The sequence below is a fragment of the Herbaspirillum sp. Her3 genome, from assembly GCF_057961275.1.
In genome coordinates this window covers 1,034,108-1,048,841 of record NZ_CM176328.1, presented here as the reverse complement: position 1 = coordinate 1,048,841, position 14,734 = coordinate 1,034,108, and the positions used below count along the sequence as shown (strand labels likewise).

The following is a 14,734-nucleotide window of genomic DNA, read 5'->3' as shown; positions in this document are numbered from 1 at the left end:
AACGCTGATGAGCACATGGATAAAGCGCGGTCTGTTGACCGTCGCAGTTTTCTTGGTCACCTGGGTGATGTTCATCACCTATTGGTCCGGCGCCAACCACATGCCGGATGGCGGTGACGTCATCCTCTACCTGCTGGTGCTGCCGGCTGCATTTCTGCTGCTGGTCTGGGGCGTGGCCAAGGCCAGGACTACCCTGGCGGCCGCCGCAGCAGCCAAGGCAGCCGCAGCGGCGGCCGCCCCTGTCCCGGCCGCCGCTGCCGCCGAACCCGGACATCCCCCCGAACGCCGCTGGACGCTGGCCATCGTCGCCACCGCCTTGCGCTCGCCCTTCGGCGCTGACGCCAGCAGCCTGCTCGAACAACTCAAGGCGCAATCCCTGCGCTTGCCGCTGGATAGCGAATTGGTGAACGATCAGGACATGCCCATCCTCGCCGGGCGCATTGCCGATGTGCAGGGTGAAGAAACGCGCCAAATCTTCACGGCCTGGCAGGAGCAGCATTTCCCCGACCAGGGCGCGGCGTATCTTGACGATGCCCATTGGCGCAGCCTGGCCCTGGCCGCCGATATTGCCCGCGAACTGGGCGACCGCCTGCAATGGCATCCCTTGCTGGAGGAATATCGGGAGGCCCCACGCCACCAGCAGGACGCCGTGGGCTTGCCCCATCTGCATCTGCTGGTACTGCTGCCCTCCACCTGGGCCGGCGAGCAACGCCTTCAGGCCGCGCGCTGGCTGGGCGAACTGGTCTGCCGACAAGGCTGGCCTGCCGAAAAACTCAATGTGCTTCCCGCGGCCGGCGAAAACGTCCATCCCCTGCTGCACCTGGACCGGCTGATCGCCACCAGCCGCGATGCGCGCAGCCAGCAGCCGTCCCCTTATCTGGCCTCGTCCTATGTCGCCATGGTCATTGCGGCCCAGTCCAACCTGGATCCGCAGATCGTGCAGGCGTGGCAGCAGGGCAAGCAATTGCTGCAAGGCGCGCAGAGCATCGGCAAATCACCGGGCGAAGCCGCCGCCGGCCTGATCCTGGCCGATGCGACACAGGCACTGGCCATGGGTACCGCCGATCCGGTGCTGCTGCACCGGGCCAGCCTGGGCCGCCATGAGCAATCGGTCGACCAGGCACGCCGCCTTAACGGCGAACTGCTGATCCAGCTGGCGCAGGGAGCGTTGCGCGACGCCGCCATCGCCCCCGAACAGCTGAGCTTGCTGGTGAGCGATGGAGACTATCGCGCCAGCCGCACCGATGAAATCATGAAGCTGGGCTATGCCGTACTGCCCGAGCTGGACCTGGGCAGCCAGTGCGTGAAGCTGGGGGCGACTTGCGGTTCGGCCGGCCTGGCCACGGCGCTGTCGGCCCTGGTGCTGGCCCACGCGGCCACCAACGAGAGCGGCGAACCCAGCCTGTGCGTGTGCAACGAGGACGCCCACCAGCGCGCCGTTGTCGCCCTCAGCCGTGCCCCGGCGATCCCGGTGCCGGCTGCGTCTGCATCCGATCCTGCCACACCCCCGGCATCCCCGGCATCCCCGGCATCCCCGGCATCCCCGGCATCCCCGGCATCCCCGGCATCCCCGGCATCCCCGGCATCCCCGGCACCTCCGGTACCTGCTCCAGCGACCCCATAACAAGAACTCCACTCCAAAGCGCTCACATCATGCAACGACTCTGGCATATCCTCAGCGACACGCGCGTGCTCATCCTCCTGGGCTTCGCGGCCCTGGCCGCCTTCCTCTTCATCGGTGCCGACCAGCTGGAGGTGGCGCTGACCTGGGCCGCCGCCCTGTTCGGCCTGCTGTTGCTGGCCTGGCTGGCATTCTGGCTCTACAAGCGCTGGAAAGCCCGGCGCGCAGCGGGCAAGCTGGAAAACGTGCTGGAGCAGCAAGCCGCCCAGCCGGCTCCCGCCAGCAGCGACAGTGCGCGCCGAGACGACGTGGCGGCCTTGCGCCAGCGCATGCTGGAGGCCATCAACACCATCAAGACCTCCAAGCTGGGGCAGAAGTCGGGGGCCGCCGCCTTGTACGAACTGCCGTGGTACATGGTCATCGGCAATCCTGCGGCCGGCAAGAGTACCGCCATCGCCAACTCCGGCCTGCAGTTCCCCTTCGCCGACAAGGGCGGCAAGATCGTCCATGGGGTGGGGGGTACACGCAATTGTGACTGGTTCTTCACTACCGATGGCATCCTGCTCGATACCGCCGGGCGCTACTCGGTGTACGAAGAAGACCGAAATGAATGGTTCAGCTTCCTGGGCCTGCTCAAGCGCTATCGCAAACAGGCGCCGATCAACGGCATCATCATTGCGGTCAGCATCGCCGAGCTGACCGGCAACCGCCCCGAGTTCGCCATCAATCTGGCCAAGAACCTGCGGCAGCGCGTGCAGGAGCTGACCGAGAAGCTGGAAGTCTTCGCGCCGGTCTATGTGGTCTTCACCAAGGCCGACCTGATCACCGGCTTCAATGAATTCTTCCTCGATACCGAACGCGGCGAACGCGATCGTGTCTGGGGGGCCACGCTGGCCTATGACCGCAAGCGCAGCGGGCAGGAAGTCAGCAATTTCTTCGACGAGCGCTTCGATGAACTCTATGCCGGCCTCAAGGAGATGAGCCTGGCCAACATGTCGGTCAAGCGCGGCGAAAACCTGGCGCCGGGGGTGCTGACCTTCCCGCTGGAGTTCTCCTCCATCAAGGGCGTGCTGCGCTCCTTCGTGACTACGCTGTTCGAAGAGAATCCCTTCCAGTTCAAGCCGGTCTTCCGCGGCTTCTATTTCACCAGCGCCTTGCAGGAAGGCGCGACCGTCAGCGCCTCCTCGCAACGCATCGCCGACCGCTTCGGCCTGACGCTGGAACACAAGCCGCAGCGCGAGCTCTTCTCCCAGCACGGCTTCTTCCTGCACAACCTGTTCAAGCAGGTGATCTTCGCCGACAAGCAACTGGTGGCGCAGTACACCAGCCGCAACAAGATCCGCATGCGCTACGTCACCTTCTTCGCCGCCGTGACCGTGCTGGGCGCGCTGCTGGGCGGATGGAGCTGGTCCTACATGGGCAACCGCCAGTTGGTGGCCAATGTCCAGGCCGACATGGACAAGGCCGTCAAGCTGCAGGAAAAGCGCCTGGACCTGCAATCGCGCTTCGAGGCGCTGGAGATCCTGCAGGACCGCATCGAACAACTGGATCGCTATCGCTCGAGCCGCCCGATCTCGGTGGGTCTGGGCTTGTATCAGGGCGACCTGCTGGAACGCAAGCTGCGTGAGGAATACTTTGCCGGCATCAGGGAAATCATGTTGAAGCCGGTGGCCTCCAACATCGAAACCTACCTGATGGAAGTCAACGCCAATTCCGGCAAGCTGGAACCGATGTCCAAGCCGCCCCAATCCGGCAGCACCACGCCGGTGGCCGACAATGGCGCGCAGGCCGGCAATGCTCTGCGCACCTACAAGGACAGCTCGGCCACCAGCGTGGAAGATGCCTACAATGCCCTGAAGACATACCTGATGCTGGCCGACAAGTCGCGTGCCGAATCGAGCCACCTGAGCGACCAGATCACCCGCTTCTGGCGCGGCTGGCTGGAAACCAATCGCGGCACCATGCCGCGCGAGCAGATGATCCGCAGCGCCGAGCGTCTTATCAGCTTCTCGCTGGACCAGATCAATGATCCGTCCTGGCCGACCGTGGAAAACAAGCTGACCCTGGTCGACCAGACCCGCGACAACCTGCGCCGCGTGGTGCGTGGCATGCCGGCGCGTGAACGGGTGTATGCGGACGTCAAGGCGCGCGCCGCGACGCGCTTTGCCTCCATGACCGTAGCCCGCATCGTCGGCGACAAGGACAAGGAACTGGTGATGGGCAGCTACGCCATCCCCGGCACCTTCACCCGCGACGCCTGGGAAAAGTTCGTGCAGGATGCCTTCAAGGAAGCCGCCAACAAGGAACTGCAAAGCGCCGACTGGGTGCTCAAGACCTCCTCCAAGGATGACCTGACGCTGGAAGGCAGTCCGGAGCAGATCCAGAAAGCCCTGGTGTCGCAGTACAAGACCGAATATGCGCGCGAATGGCAGAAATTCCTGCAGGGCGTGAGCATTGTTGAACTGCGCAACCTGGACGATGCCACCAATGCGATGAACCGCCTGGGCGATCCGCTGACCTCGCCGCTCAACAAGGTGATCAACACGGTCTACGATGAGACCTCGTGGGATAACCCGTCGCTGGTCGACGCCGGTCTTGCCAATGCCAGCAAGGGTTTCATGGGCTGGTTCAAGGAGACCATCCTGCGCCGCTCCCCGGCACCCGTGCCGACCCAGTTGAATACCGATGGCAGCAGCGCCATCCCGATGGGACCGGTGGGCCGGGAATTCGCGGGCGTGGCACGGCTGGTGGTGAGCAAGGACAAGGGCAATTCGCTCATGCGCGGCTACATGGAGAATCTCTCCAAGCTGCGCACCCGCCTGAACACCATCAAGAACCAGGGCGACACCGGCCCGGGCGCCAAGCAGCTGATGCAGCAAACGCTGGAAGGCAACGGGTCGGAACTGTCGGATTCGCTCAAGTTCGTCGATGAGGAAATGCTGCCCGGCCTGAACGACCAGCAGAAGACTACCCTGCGGCCGCTGCTGGTGCGTCCGCTGGTGCAAGGCTTCAATGCACTGGTGCGTCCGACCGAAGGCGAAGTCAACAAGATCTGGCGTGCCCAGGTATACGAGCCCTTCCAGAACAATCTGGCCGCCAAGTATCCGTTCTCGCCCAATTCCAAGATCGAGGCCAACAGTGGCGAGATCGGCACCGTCTTTGGCGAGAATGGCGCGATCTCCAAGTTCGTGACCACGGCCATGGGACCGCTGGTGGTGCGCCGGGGTGACACGCTGTCACCGCGCAAGTGGGCCGACATGGGCATCACCCTGTCGCCGGCCATCACCACCAGTTTCGCCGACTGGATCAGCACTCCGGGCGGGGCTGGCGCAGGCGGTGGCGGCACTGCGGATGCACAGACCGTCTTCCAGATCCAGCCCCAGCCGGCACCGGGCGCGCTGGAATACACCATCGAGATCGATGGCCAGCAACTGCGCTACCGCAACACCCAGGCGCAATGGACCAACTTCGTCTGGCCCAATCCGCAGGGTTCACCGGGCGCAAGGGTGACTGCCGTGACCTATGACGGCAAAACCGTAGAAGTGGCCAACCAGCCCGGACGCTTCGGCCTGGAACGCCTGATCAACACCGCCCAGCGCAAGCGCAAGGACAACGGTGCCTTCGAACTGTCGTGGACCAATGAGGGCGTGACGGTGGTGGTGAACCTGAAGATCATCAGCAGCGCCGAGGTCTCCGGCAACAGCAATGGTGCTGCCCGCGGCACGGCCGCCCTGCGTGGCCTGAAGCTGCCCGAAACCATCGCAGGCGGTGCCCCGGAAGCACCGGTACCGGTAGCGGTTCCCGCGCCGGCCGGCGCACCGGCGCCGCAAGTACAAGCGCAAACTCAATCCATCACCACAGGGGCTAAGCAATGAGTGCACCCGGCACCCCCATCAAGATCGGCTATTTCGGCAAGATTCCGACCCGAGGGGATTTCATCAAGGCCACCGACAATGCCGCCCTGATCACGCTGCTGGACAACTGGCTGGCGCAGACCATGGAGCTGCTTTCGCGCGATGCGCGCTGGAAGATCATCTACGATGGTGTCAAGCCCCTGCACTTCGTGGTCATGGGCCCGCGCAGCCGACGCGCCGTGGCGGGCCACCTGCGTGCCAGCGGCGACCAGTCGCAGCGGCGCTTCCCGTTCATCGCGATGAGCGCCTTCGATATCGAGGACCCGGTCGCCTTCGTGAGCAACAGTCCGCTGATCCTCTCGCGTCTGTGGTCGCGCCTGGAGTCGCTCACCCAAGGCGTGCTGAACGCCCCCGATCCCGGCCAACCGCTGCAGACCCTGGCCTCGGCCACGCTGGAGCTCGATATCAACAGCGCCGGCTACCATGCCGCCTTTGCCGACTTCCTGGAACTGCAGACCACCGGATCGCTGCAACAGATGCTGGCCGAGGCCGGCTTCACCGGCAACCTGCGCCAGCTGCTGCTGGCCCTGGGCTTGCTGCTGCAACCGGTCATGGCCAGCACCTCCAGCCGCCTCGACAAGAACCTGATCCTGCCGCTGCCGCGCGACCCGATGTACCGCAGTCTGGTGGCGAGTTTCTGGATGCACCTGATCACGCCATTCCTTACGCGTGCCGATTTCGAGCTGGCGCTGTTTGTGACGCGGCTGGATGAGCGACCAGCGATGTTCCTCGGTTTTTCGGGCGCCTCGCCGCGCACGCTGCATTCGGTAATGGATACCCAGGCCGGTGCCGAGCACAACATCCCCTTCGAGGATGCCGACTGGGTGGAAGAGCATGTGGGTGGCGACTATGGCATCCAGAAACTCTCCAGCTACCTGGCCCACCCCGACCTCTCGCTGACCTCGGCCATTGCCTCGTTCCGCGAAGCTTTCATCGGAGCCTGAACCTTGAAGACGAACATTCTTTCCCCCTCCTGCAGGCTGGCTCTGTTGAGCGCAGCCTGGCTCGCCTGCGCCGCCAGCCAGGCACAGAACGTCGCACCGCCCGTCGCCACCCCGGCGCCGGGCCAGGTACTGGTCACCGGCACCGTGCCGGACGAAGCCAGCAAGGCAGCGGCCCTGGCGCGACTGCGTGAAGTCTACGGTGCCGATCGCGTGGTGGACCAGATCGCCGTTGGCCAGGTGGTCTTGCCGGCCAATTGGAACACGCATGTGCAGAAGCTGATCTCGCCCAACCTCAAGGCCGTCAGCCGTGGACAGCTGAAGATCGACGGCACCACCGTCAGCATTTCTGGCGAAGTGGCCAACGAAGCGCAGCGCCAGCAGATTGCCAGCGACATGGCCAGCAGTCTCAATTCTTCCTATACCGTCAACAATGGCTTGCGGGTTTCGACCTCGGAACAGGGCTTGCTGGACAACGCCCTGGCCAACCGCGTGGTGTCCTTCGAGAGCGGACAGGCTACGCTGACGCCGGAAGGCAAGCGCATCCTCGATGAAATCGCCGCGACCATGCTCAAGCTCAAGGGCCGGCATGTCGAGATCATCGGCAATACCGACAATGAAGGTCTGCGGGCGAGCAACATCTCGCTCTCCCTGGCGCGGGCCGATGCAGTCAAGGCTTACCTGAGCGCCAAGGGTGTGGATGAAAGCCTGCTGAGCACCTCCGGCCAGGGGCCGGACCGTCCGGTTGCCTCCAACAGCACGGCGGAAGGACGCGCCAAGAATCGCCGCATCGAATTCCGCATTGCCAAATAACGGCGAGCGGATTTCCTTCAAAAGAAAAAAGGAACCGTTTTTTAGCGGTTCCTTTTTTCGTTGGGGCTGAGGCCGATAAGGGCTCAATCCTGCGGAGGCGATTGCAATCCCAGCAGTTCCTCGACGTGGGACAGCGCGGCATTATCCTTGATGACGGTCTTGAGCCAGGCATGCAAGGGCATTTCGCCCCACTGCGCGGCCTTGTCCGCCAGGTGGGCGACCGGGCTGTGCGGCTCGGTACGTCGGAAGAATTCCGCCACCGCGCGCAATTGGGCGATGGCTTCGGCGCGGGTGCGAATCGGCCCTTGATGCTGGACTGACACTGCAACTGGGCTGCCGGGTTCGCTCAATTGCGCGGCGACGGCGGCGGTGTTCTCGTCGGCGACGGCGATCTCTGCGGGCGCCACTGAACGCAGGCCGGTGTCGGCAGCGAAACGGGCGATGGTGTCATGTACCAGCGTGATCGCCTCGCGTGCGGCAGAGAAGCCGGGGCCATCGACGCCCAGGCGCTGGTCCACGGACTTTTCGAATTGTTCCAGGCATTGCAGGCAGTATTGGGTATCGGCCAGCATGGCTTCGTAGAAGGCATGTGAACTGCGCTTGCGGGCCGATTCCATCACGGCCAGTTTGACGCCCTCCTCCGGCTGCCCGCCCTCGTTGGCGATACGCTCGGCATTGGCGGCGCGGGTGCGTGCACCATCGAAATCGAGCAGGGAGAAGGCACTGCCGCGTCCTTCGGTCAGCGGGATCTCGCGCGACATCTGCACCGAGCGCGACAGCAGCCAGGTGAGGTTGCCGACGCGGCGGTCATGGTCGCCCTCTTCCGACAGGGGGTAGAGGTGATCCCAGAACTGGTCGAACAGGCCGGCCACCAGCAGGAAGCCATCGCCCAGCCCGCGCAGGCCGCGTGTCTTGCAGGCGGCTTCGCTGTACCAGACGGCCAGGCGCAGATCCTTGCTGCGGGTTTCGATGAGCTGGGCGCAGCGCTGCTCGACGAAGATCCAGTCGGCTTCCTTGATGTCGGTGACCCATTCGCCCTGATCCAGGGTCGGATCGTCGAAGCGCCGGGCCTCGGCGATGGCGTCCAGATCGGCGGTGAAGGAGAGGTCTTCGCCGCCGGGATGATTGTCATTGATGGGCTTGAGCAGCGGGTCCACGGCGGAGGTGGGCGGCTTGACGCCGAGCAAGGATTTCAGGGTGGGCAGTTTCATGGTCGATGCGATCCCGATCGGTTATTTTCTTGTCATGATGATCCCCGCTGGTCCTGCATGTGCGTGCTGGAAGTGGCGGGCCTTGGAGCGGGTTGGACAAGGGTTGGGGGCGGGTGTTCGCGGCGACAGATGAATAAGCGGGAAATTATGAGCCGATTCTCGATCTCGCATGTAGCTCGTACTCCCCAAGCTGATCAGTGTGAGCGGGGCCGTGTGATATCTGCGCAGCGGCAATAATCGAGAATTTGCGAATGCTGCCGCCACGGGAGGCAGACTTCATATGATTGCGGTACTAATTTCAAGGACATGATCGCTGTGACGCTTGCCATCGACTTCAGTAAAGCTTCCTCTCACCGGAAGGGTGAACCTCGCTGTGATCTCAAACTCAGGCGTCACTCTCGGCTTTTCTGGATAACGTCATAGCCCGGTCGCTGGGTCGAAATCGATAATGTCGTCTCCGGTCACATGATCAAAGATCAGCATCTTCATTTCCTTCATCTGCTCATCTGGATTTACGGTGACCTTCACGGTTTTTGAGAGGGCGTATCTAGTTGGGGAAAGCGATCATTCCATCGACTCTTGATCTTCTGGAAATAGCTCATGTGGAATGATGTCTTCAGATAACCACTCCCAAGTCACTTCCCTATCGAATGAGCGTGGCATGGGAGACCCTGCTTCAACATATTCTTTATCGTCGGCCAAATCCGCGACTAACCAATAACCAGTTTGCGGACACGCCAATCCTGACTTGATGCGAATCCGACTGGTATCAACATCAGCTATTTTTTCTGCGGATATACACATTCCAGATATCTTCTCAATTCCGTTCTTCAGGCTGACAAAAAAATCCCACGAGGCTAGATTTCTATCGGTGAACGGAGTGAAGTCGGCGAGATAGAGTTGCAGATAATAATTTGAATTGTAAGTAATCGTATGAAGCAAGCCTCCATCCTCGTCTCGCAAAAACATGGTTGAGTATCCGGGCACAAGACTGCCGTCATTCTTTGCGCCGGGACCAGATCCAATTGCAGGCCGTCTCGCAAATCCTCAAACAGGGCTCCAGCCAGATGGCGGAAAAGTGCAAATTGCTTGTTGTCCGGCGTGACAAACATCAATACACGATCTGCTGTCCAATAGGCGTAGAAGCGCTTGCCTTCTACTACAATGTACGAACCCCTTATGGGTAGAGCGAAGTGAGCAATGAGATCTATGTCACTGCTTCTCCAAGGAGTATCAACGTACCGCTGACCTGAGACGAATTTTGTAGCCACCGGATAAGTGAGTTCTTTATGCTAACCCCAAGGAGAACTCAATGAAGAAGCGATTTACGGACGAACAGATCATCAGCATCTTGCGAGAAGCAGAGAGCAAGGAGATTGCGACGGTAGATCTGTGCAAGCGCCACAACATTACTGAGCAGACCTTTTACCGCTGGAGAAACAAGTTTGGCGGTATGGATGTCTCGGACGCGCGGCGGCTCAGAGAGCTTGAATCCGAGAACGACAAGCTCAAACGCATGGTGGCGGAGCAGCTGCTGGTGATTGATGGATTGAAGGAGTTAAGCCGAAAAAAATGATGACCTCCGCGGGCCGGCGCGAAGCGCTGGAAGTCCTTACTCGTCGGGGGCTGTCGCAACGCAAGGCATGTCGTTATCTGGAACTGAGCTGGCGGGTAGCGGGTTATCAGTTGCTACAACCTGAAAAGGATCGGAGCCTGACGCAGCAGCTCATCGCGGCATCGCAAGAGGTCCCTCGCTTCGGCTATCTGCGTATGTCTGCCTGGCTGGCCTTGGGCGAGTCCCGAGTGCGACGACTCTGGAGCTCGCTCAAACTGGGCATTCCACGAAAACGGCCTCGCAGGCGTCGATGCGGCAATGATATTCGGCTACCCGGAGCAACCAAGCCTAATTCGGTCTGGAGCTACGACTTTGTTCATGACCAGATGGTGGATGGACGCTCGTTGAAGATGCTGTGTGTGATCGACGAATACACCCGGGAATGCCTGGCCATCGAAGTTGCTGCCAGTTTGCGTTCCCAGGATGTCATCCTGACGCTCTCGCGATTGATGCGGTTACATGGAAAGCCGGCCTACGTTCGGTCGGACAATGGAGCCGAGTTCACAGCGGCCAAGGTCATGCGCTGGCTGCGGGATGCCTCCGTTGGCCCCGCCTTCATTGCGCCAGGCAGTCCATGGCAGAACGGATTCGTGGAAAGCTTCAATGGCAAGCTGCGTGACGAACTGCTTAACCGGGAGTGGTTCCGCAGCCGGGCGGAGGCAAAAGTGCTGATTGAAAGATGGCGTCAGTTCTACAACGAGCGCAGGCCGCATAGCGCACATCAGTACAAACCTCCAGCTACGGTCCGTCGAGCCTGGCTAGAATCGAATATGATCGACAACCGACTCACTGCCTGACTGGCTACAAATTACCGACGCAGGTCAATAGGAAGATCACGTGGAATTCGACAGTCCAGCCAGATCAGGAACAGGCTGTAGCCGGCCAGTGTGAGATTCTGAATCGTCAAGATCGTTATCACCAATACAGATCTGGGAGGCGTGAAGATAGACGTGAAGACATGTGGCGCGAACCAGAACAGTATCAGCAAGACCGCCATACCGATGAAAATGAAGCCACCACGCAAGATGGAAGATGCACGAGATATCTCAAGTTTACTTTGATCGACACCGATCACATCCTCTTGCAGAGCCATGACAGCAACTTCTTCCTCAGCCAGCGCCGCTCGGGCTGGGAGGTCCTCATACCAGCGGGAATTGGGTGGATTAAACCGCGACGTACTCATGAAAGAATTTTCTGTTTTCCGCGCCGACTCTCTTCATCCACTTCTGCAGGCCAACGCGGCTCTGGAGCACACTTCATTGCAACGTAATGGCAAAGCCCAAGAGGCAGCCAGATCCAGAAAAACCAGATAGTCAGGAAAATGACCGGATAATCCAGCCACCGCATCTTGCTACGGAAACGCCGGCCCTCCTCGGTTGGAGAAAGGTAGGGCATGAAATGAAACAGGCTCTTGACGAAGCCAACACTCTGCTCACGTGTCATCAGCGCTGGAATACGGGACGGGCCGCAGGCCATGAACCGGCGGACATAGGACCACAATTGATACAGGGTCTCGACCCCGACGTCATTGCCCTTGAGTGAAATGCGGTCAATGACCTCGTTGGTTGCTGGCTTACAGATCACCAGCACCAACTCATGCCGAACGGAGTAAGTTTTCCCGGTAAATACTGAAGACTTGGCAATCTCCGCCTCGATCTGATCCCAGTCATAGATCTTGATTTCCGTTCGCCAGCGCTTCAGGCGTTGCAATGACGCCGTATATTCGTAGACGTATATTTTTCTGGTGTTCCGATTGAACCGGATCGGCGTGTCTCTCGGAAGCCGACAGTCGTGCAGAGCGAATACGCTCGCTGCCACGATCCCGCCAACCAGCATGACGCAAAAAATAAGTCCAAGCACTGGAATGAGGTTGAAATAAACATCCCTCAACTTAATAAGAAGAGGGATAAATACGCCAATAACACTCAGAAGAAACAATCCTCCTACTAAGATACCTAGTCCCCTGATAACAGACGATGTACGTGAAATCTCCAGGTAATTCTCATCTACGTGATTCAGATCCTCCTCGAGGAGCGGGCTATCCAAGCGCTCATTAAAGTCAATTCCTGAATCGCGCTTAGGGAGGTCCTCATACCAAAGAGGATTTTTCGGATTAAATCGGCTTGTCTTAATTACAGTCACACATCCTCCATCACCAAGACCGGCGATTCACGAGATGGACTTCCTAAGGTCTTTGAAATTCTTCTTAAAAGCAAGGTATAGCGGCTTATCCAGCTTATCCAATTATTACCAGATTCCGGTACGCTCACCTTCCACGTTTTTTCTCTGAGTAAGAATCTTCTCTCCACGAACTGATCAGCTTGCATGCGAAGATTGGTGAGTACCTTGCTACTTGAAGGCTCTTGCATCTAGTTGACATGCGCCAGTAGATACGAATAATCGACTTCGCTCAGCGATCTCATGCAGATGGCAACGACACTCAGTCAATATCGAAAATAGAAGGTGCCGCACTCCCCGGGATCACCCTCTTTTTTCTTTTCTTTTGATGACCTCTTCAAGTCAATTTGTGATGGATTTCCCCACCCTAACGCTGCAAAAACGCGTTCTGCAACGCTCGCAAATGGCAATAATTTAAATCCCATGTTGATAGTGAATGCCGAAAAAACCAATATAAAACAGGCCAGAAATATGTAATTGTAAATATCTAGAAACAACTCCTTTGTAAATCCAAGCAACATACCAAGCCCGGAAAATATCACAAAAGAAATCAAACAAAATACCCATATAAACCATGCTTTTGAAACTACTCTCCAATGTGCAGAAACTCCACGACCACAATGCGGATAGAGGGCAATTAACCTATCTAAAGGTCGTGCTATGGCAGCCACTTCGTTAATGCTGCTCGTCATCCGATACACCACCTCTACGTCATCATCTTCAGAAAAGGGGCTCCTCCAGACGGGCGTGTCCGATTTTTTGTGTAAACGGGATTTCGTTTAATTCATAGAGATACGTTCACCGAACTGGATAGTAAACCGAGTCAGTGCAGCTTTCCAATCTCGGATGGGCAGCGTCCACTTTTTACTGATGTTGCGCAGGGCCAGGAAGAAGAGTTTAATCAGCGCCTCATCGCTGGGGAACGAGCCCCGGTTCTTAGTCAGCTTGCGCAAACTCATGTTGACCGACTCGATGGCATTGGTCGTATAGATGACCTTTCGAATCTCTGGTGGGAAGTCGAAGAACGGAATCAGACGGGGCCAGTTGCGCCGCCAGGATTGGCCGATAGGCAGATACTCTGCATCCCATTTCTCTTCGAATTCACCGAGTCGGAGTTCGGCTTCTTCGGCGGTTGCCGACTGGTAAATCAATCGTAGGTCAGCCGCCACCTCCGGACGTCGTTTCCATGAGACGTAATTCAAGCTGTGCCGGACCATGTGGACGATACACAGCTGCACCGTGGTCTTCGGGAACACAGCTTCGATGGCATCCGGGAAGCCCTTCAAGCCGTCAACGCAAGCGATGAAGATATCTTGCACGCCGCGATTACGCAGCTCAGTGACAACCTGCAGCCAGAACTTGGCGCCTTCCGTTTGCGCTAGCCACAGTCCCAACACCTCCTTCTCACCGTCCATGGTGATGCCGATGGCTAGGTAGACGGCTTTTACTCGCACCGTTCCTTCACGCACTTTGACATGGATACAGTCGAGATAAACGATGGGATAAATTGGATTCAATGGCCTAGCTTGCCAGGCTTTGACTTCATCGACAACGGCGTCAGTGACCGATGAAATCAGGCTGGGTGACACCTCGGTTCCATACATCTCTTCCAGGTGCGCCTGAATCTCTCTTACTGTCATGCCACGGGCATACAGCGAAATAATCTTGTCGTCGAAGCCGGCCCAGCGCGTCTGATGCTTGGTTACCAGCTTCGGTTCGAAGCTGCCATGACGGTCTCGAGGAACTTCAATTGGCAACTCGCCGAATTCGCCCTTTAGCGTCTTGCGACTCTTGCCGTTTCGGGTGTTGCCCGACTCATTGGCTACGCTCCCGTGCTTCTCATGGCCCAGGTGCTCGCTCAGCTCGGCTTCCAGGGCTCGTTCCACCACCAGCTTGGTGAGATGCTTCAACAGGCCTTCTTCACCTATTAAATCTTCGGGATTCTTGTAATTGGCTAGCAATCCAGCCAGTAATTCTTCGGGTACGTCGTGTTTCTTTTTACTCATTGTGGCTCCGGACAAGGCGACAGTTTCCTGCCAATAGTCCGTTTACACAAAATTATGTACAGGCCCCTCCAGACCCATCCTTGATATCGCTGATCGTTGATTTCAAAGGAGAGATAATCTGCCCACTCTTCAATATTGGATGCATTGCTCATCTGCGAAGTGGCTACTCCCCCCATACCAGCGAAGGCATTTGCAATTGCGGACATCTGCATAACGCGTTGGTCGTTTTTCGTTAGAACAAAGCTGGCTTCAGCGCGATTACACTCATAGCGCTTTATTACGCCTCGAGCCACTCGCAAATCGTCACCAACTTTTATTTTCAAAAATGAAGCCATCAAAGTACTCCAATCTCAATAAGCGATTTCTCGAGCTCTTTTCTCTGCAGGGAAATATCAGTGTATGCCGCAGATGAGTCTTTCTTGGTGCCGAACACGC

The 14,734-nt window shown here is 58.5% G+C and carries 12 protein-coding genes; 5 read left to right on the top strand and 7 right to left on the bottom strand.

All coding sequences use genetic code 11. The annotated features are described in order from the left end of the window. Window positions 1–7: 7 nt before the first annotated feature. The 4 genes from ACVC5H_RS04795 to ACVC5H_RS04780 are packed head-to-tail and all read left to right on the top strand — an operon-like array spanning window position 8 to window position 7,289. The gene (locus ACVC5H_RS04795; RefSeq protein ID WP_489621245.1) at window positions 8–1,624 is read left to right on the top strand and encodes a hypothetical protein; all 1,617 of its coding nucleotides are present in this window, start codon (window positions 8–10) and stop codon (window positions 1,622–1,624) included. Window positions 1,625–1,653: 29 nt separating this feature from the next. Continuing rightward, the gene (tssM, locus tag ACVC5H_RS04790; RefSeq protein WP_489621244.1) at window positions 1,654–5,496 is read left to right on the top strand and encodes a type VI secretion system membrane subunit TssM; all 3,843 of its coding nucleotides are present in this window, start codon (window positions 1,654–1,656) and stop codon (window positions 5,494–5,496) included. Further along, a complete protein-coding gene (gene tagF / locus ACVC5H_RS04785; RefSeq protein WP_489621243.1) occupies window positions 5,493–6,479 on the top strand; it encodes a type VI secretion system-associated protein TagF in 987 nt (328 codons plus the stop codon). Before tssM ends, tagF begins: the two co-directional genes overlap by 4 nt. 45 nt (window positions 6,480–6,524) lie before the next feature. Beyond that, window positions 6,525–7,289, top strand: a complete 765-nt coding sequence (locus ACVC5H_RS04780; RefSeq protein WP_489621242.1) for an OmpA family protein — start codon at window positions 6,525–6,527, stop codon at window positions 7,287–7,289. Between the two features lie 83 nt (window positions 7,290–7,372). On the opposite strand, the gene tssA is transcribed toward ACVC5H_RS04780, so the two are convergent. Both tssA and ACVC5H_RS04770 read right to left on the bottom strand, forming a co-directional pair. Then, window positions 7,373–8,500 (bottom strand): type VI secretion system protein TssA, encoded by a 1,128-nt coding sequence (tssA, locus tag ACVC5H_RS04775; RefSeq protein ID WP_489621241.1) that lies wholly within the window; start codon window positions 8,498–8,500, stop codon window positions 7,373–7,375. Between the two features lie 564 nt (window positions 8,501–9,064). Beyond that, complete coding sequence (locus ACVC5H_RS04770) at window positions 9,065–9,469, bottom strand: hypothetical protein (protein ID WP_489621240.1); 405 nt, start codon at window positions 9,467–9,469, stop codon at window positions 9,065–9,067. A 343-nt stretch (window positions 9,470–9,812) separates the two neighbouring features. Here ACVC5H_RS04770 and ACVC5H_RS04765 point away from each other — a divergent pair. Continuing rightward, window positions 9,813–10,912 (top strand): IS3 family transposase gene (locus ACVC5H_RS04765; protein WP_489621239.1). Its coding sequence is split into 2 segments (ribosomal slippage): window positions 9,813–10,065 and window positions 10,065–10,912, totalling 1,101 coding nucleotides; the frame shifts between segments, so codons are not numbered across the junction. An 11-nt stretch (window positions 10,913–10,923) separates the two neighbouring features. On the opposite strand, the gene ACVC5H_RS04760 is transcribed toward ACVC5H_RS04765, so the two are convergent. The 5 genes from ACVC5H_RS04760 to ACVC5H_RS04740 all read right to left on the bottom strand — a co-directional run bounded on the left by ACVC5H_RS04760 (window position 10,924) and on the right by ACVC5H_RS04740 (window position 14,634). After that, window positions 10,924–11,298 carry a hypothetical protein gene (locus ACVC5H_RS04760; protein WP_489621238.1) on the bottom strand — a complete coding sequence of 125 codons (375 nt, stop codon included), beginning with the start codon at window positions 11,296–11,298 and terminating at the stop codon, window positions 10,924–10,926. Beyond that, entirely contained in the window at window positions 11,295–12,257 is a 963-nt protein-coding gene (locus tag ACVC5H_RS04755) for a DUF6708 domain-containing protein (RefSeq protein ID WP_489621237.1), read from the bottom strand. Before ACVC5H_RS04755 ends, ACVC5H_RS04760 begins: the two co-directional genes overlap by 4 nt. A 302-nt stretch (window positions 12,258–12,559) precedes the next feature. Continuing rightward, on the bottom strand, window positions 12,560–12,985 hold the full coding sequence (locus ACVC5H_RS04750; protein ID WP_489621236.1) for a putative type VI secretion system effector: 426 nt from the start codon (window positions 12,983–12,985) through the stop codon (window positions 12,560–12,562). A gap of 87 nt (window positions 12,986–13,072) precedes the next feature. Beyond that, entirely contained in the window at window positions 13,073–14,299 is a 1,227-nt protein-coding gene (locus ACVC5H_RS04745; protein ID WP_209585377.1) for an IS256 family transposase, read from the bottom strand. Beyond that, on the bottom strand, window positions 14,296–14,634 hold the full coding sequence (locus ACVC5H_RS04740; RefSeq protein ID WP_489621235.1) for a hypothetical protein: 339 nt from the start codon (window positions 14,632–14,634) through the stop codon (window positions 14,296–14,298). Before ACVC5H_RS04740 ends, ACVC5H_RS04745 begins: the two co-directional genes overlap by 4 nt. Window positions 14,635–14,734 lie beyond the last annotated feature (100 nt).

What these genes read in the sequence shown, in the direction of transcription:
- ACVC5H_RS04795 (WP_489621245.1), top strand. Translation starts at nt 8, where the DNA reads ATGAGCACATGGATAAAGCGCGGTCTGTTGACCGTCGCAGTTTTCTTG.
- ACVC5H_RS04770 (WP_489621240.1), bottom strand. Translation starts at nt 9,469, where the DNA reads ATGTTTTTGCGAGACGAGGATGGAGGCTTGCTTCATACGATTACTTAC.
- tagF (WP_489621243.1), top strand. Translation starts at nt 5,493, where the DNA reads ATGAGTGCACCCGGCACCCCCATCAAGATCGGCTATTTCGGCAAGATT.
- tssA (WP_489621241.1), bottom strand. Translation starts at nt 8,500, where the DNA reads ATGAAACTGCCCACCCTGAAATCCTTGCTCGGCGTCAAGCCGCCCACC.
- ACVC5H_RS04750 (WP_489621236.1), bottom strand. Translation starts at nt 12,985, where the DNA reads ATGACGAGCAGCATTAACGAAGTGGCTGCCATAGCACGACCTTTAGAT.
- tssM (WP_489621244.1), top strand. Translation starts at nt 1,654, where the DNA reads ATGCAACGACTCTGGCATATCCTCAGCGACACGCGCGTGCTCATCCTC.
- ACVC5H_RS04740 (WP_489621235.1), bottom strand. Translation starts at nt 14,634, where the DNA reads ATGGCTTCATTTTTGAAAATAAAAGTTGGTGACGATTTGCGAGTGGCT.
- ACVC5H_RS04745 (WP_209585377.1), bottom strand. Translation starts at nt 14,299, where the DNA reads ATGAGTAAAAAGAAACACGACGTACCCGAAGAATTACTGGCTGGATTG.
- ACVC5H_RS04760 (WP_489621238.1), bottom strand. Translation starts at nt 11,298, where the DNA reads ATGAGTACGTCGCGGTTTAATCCACCCAATTCCCGCTGGTATGAGGAC.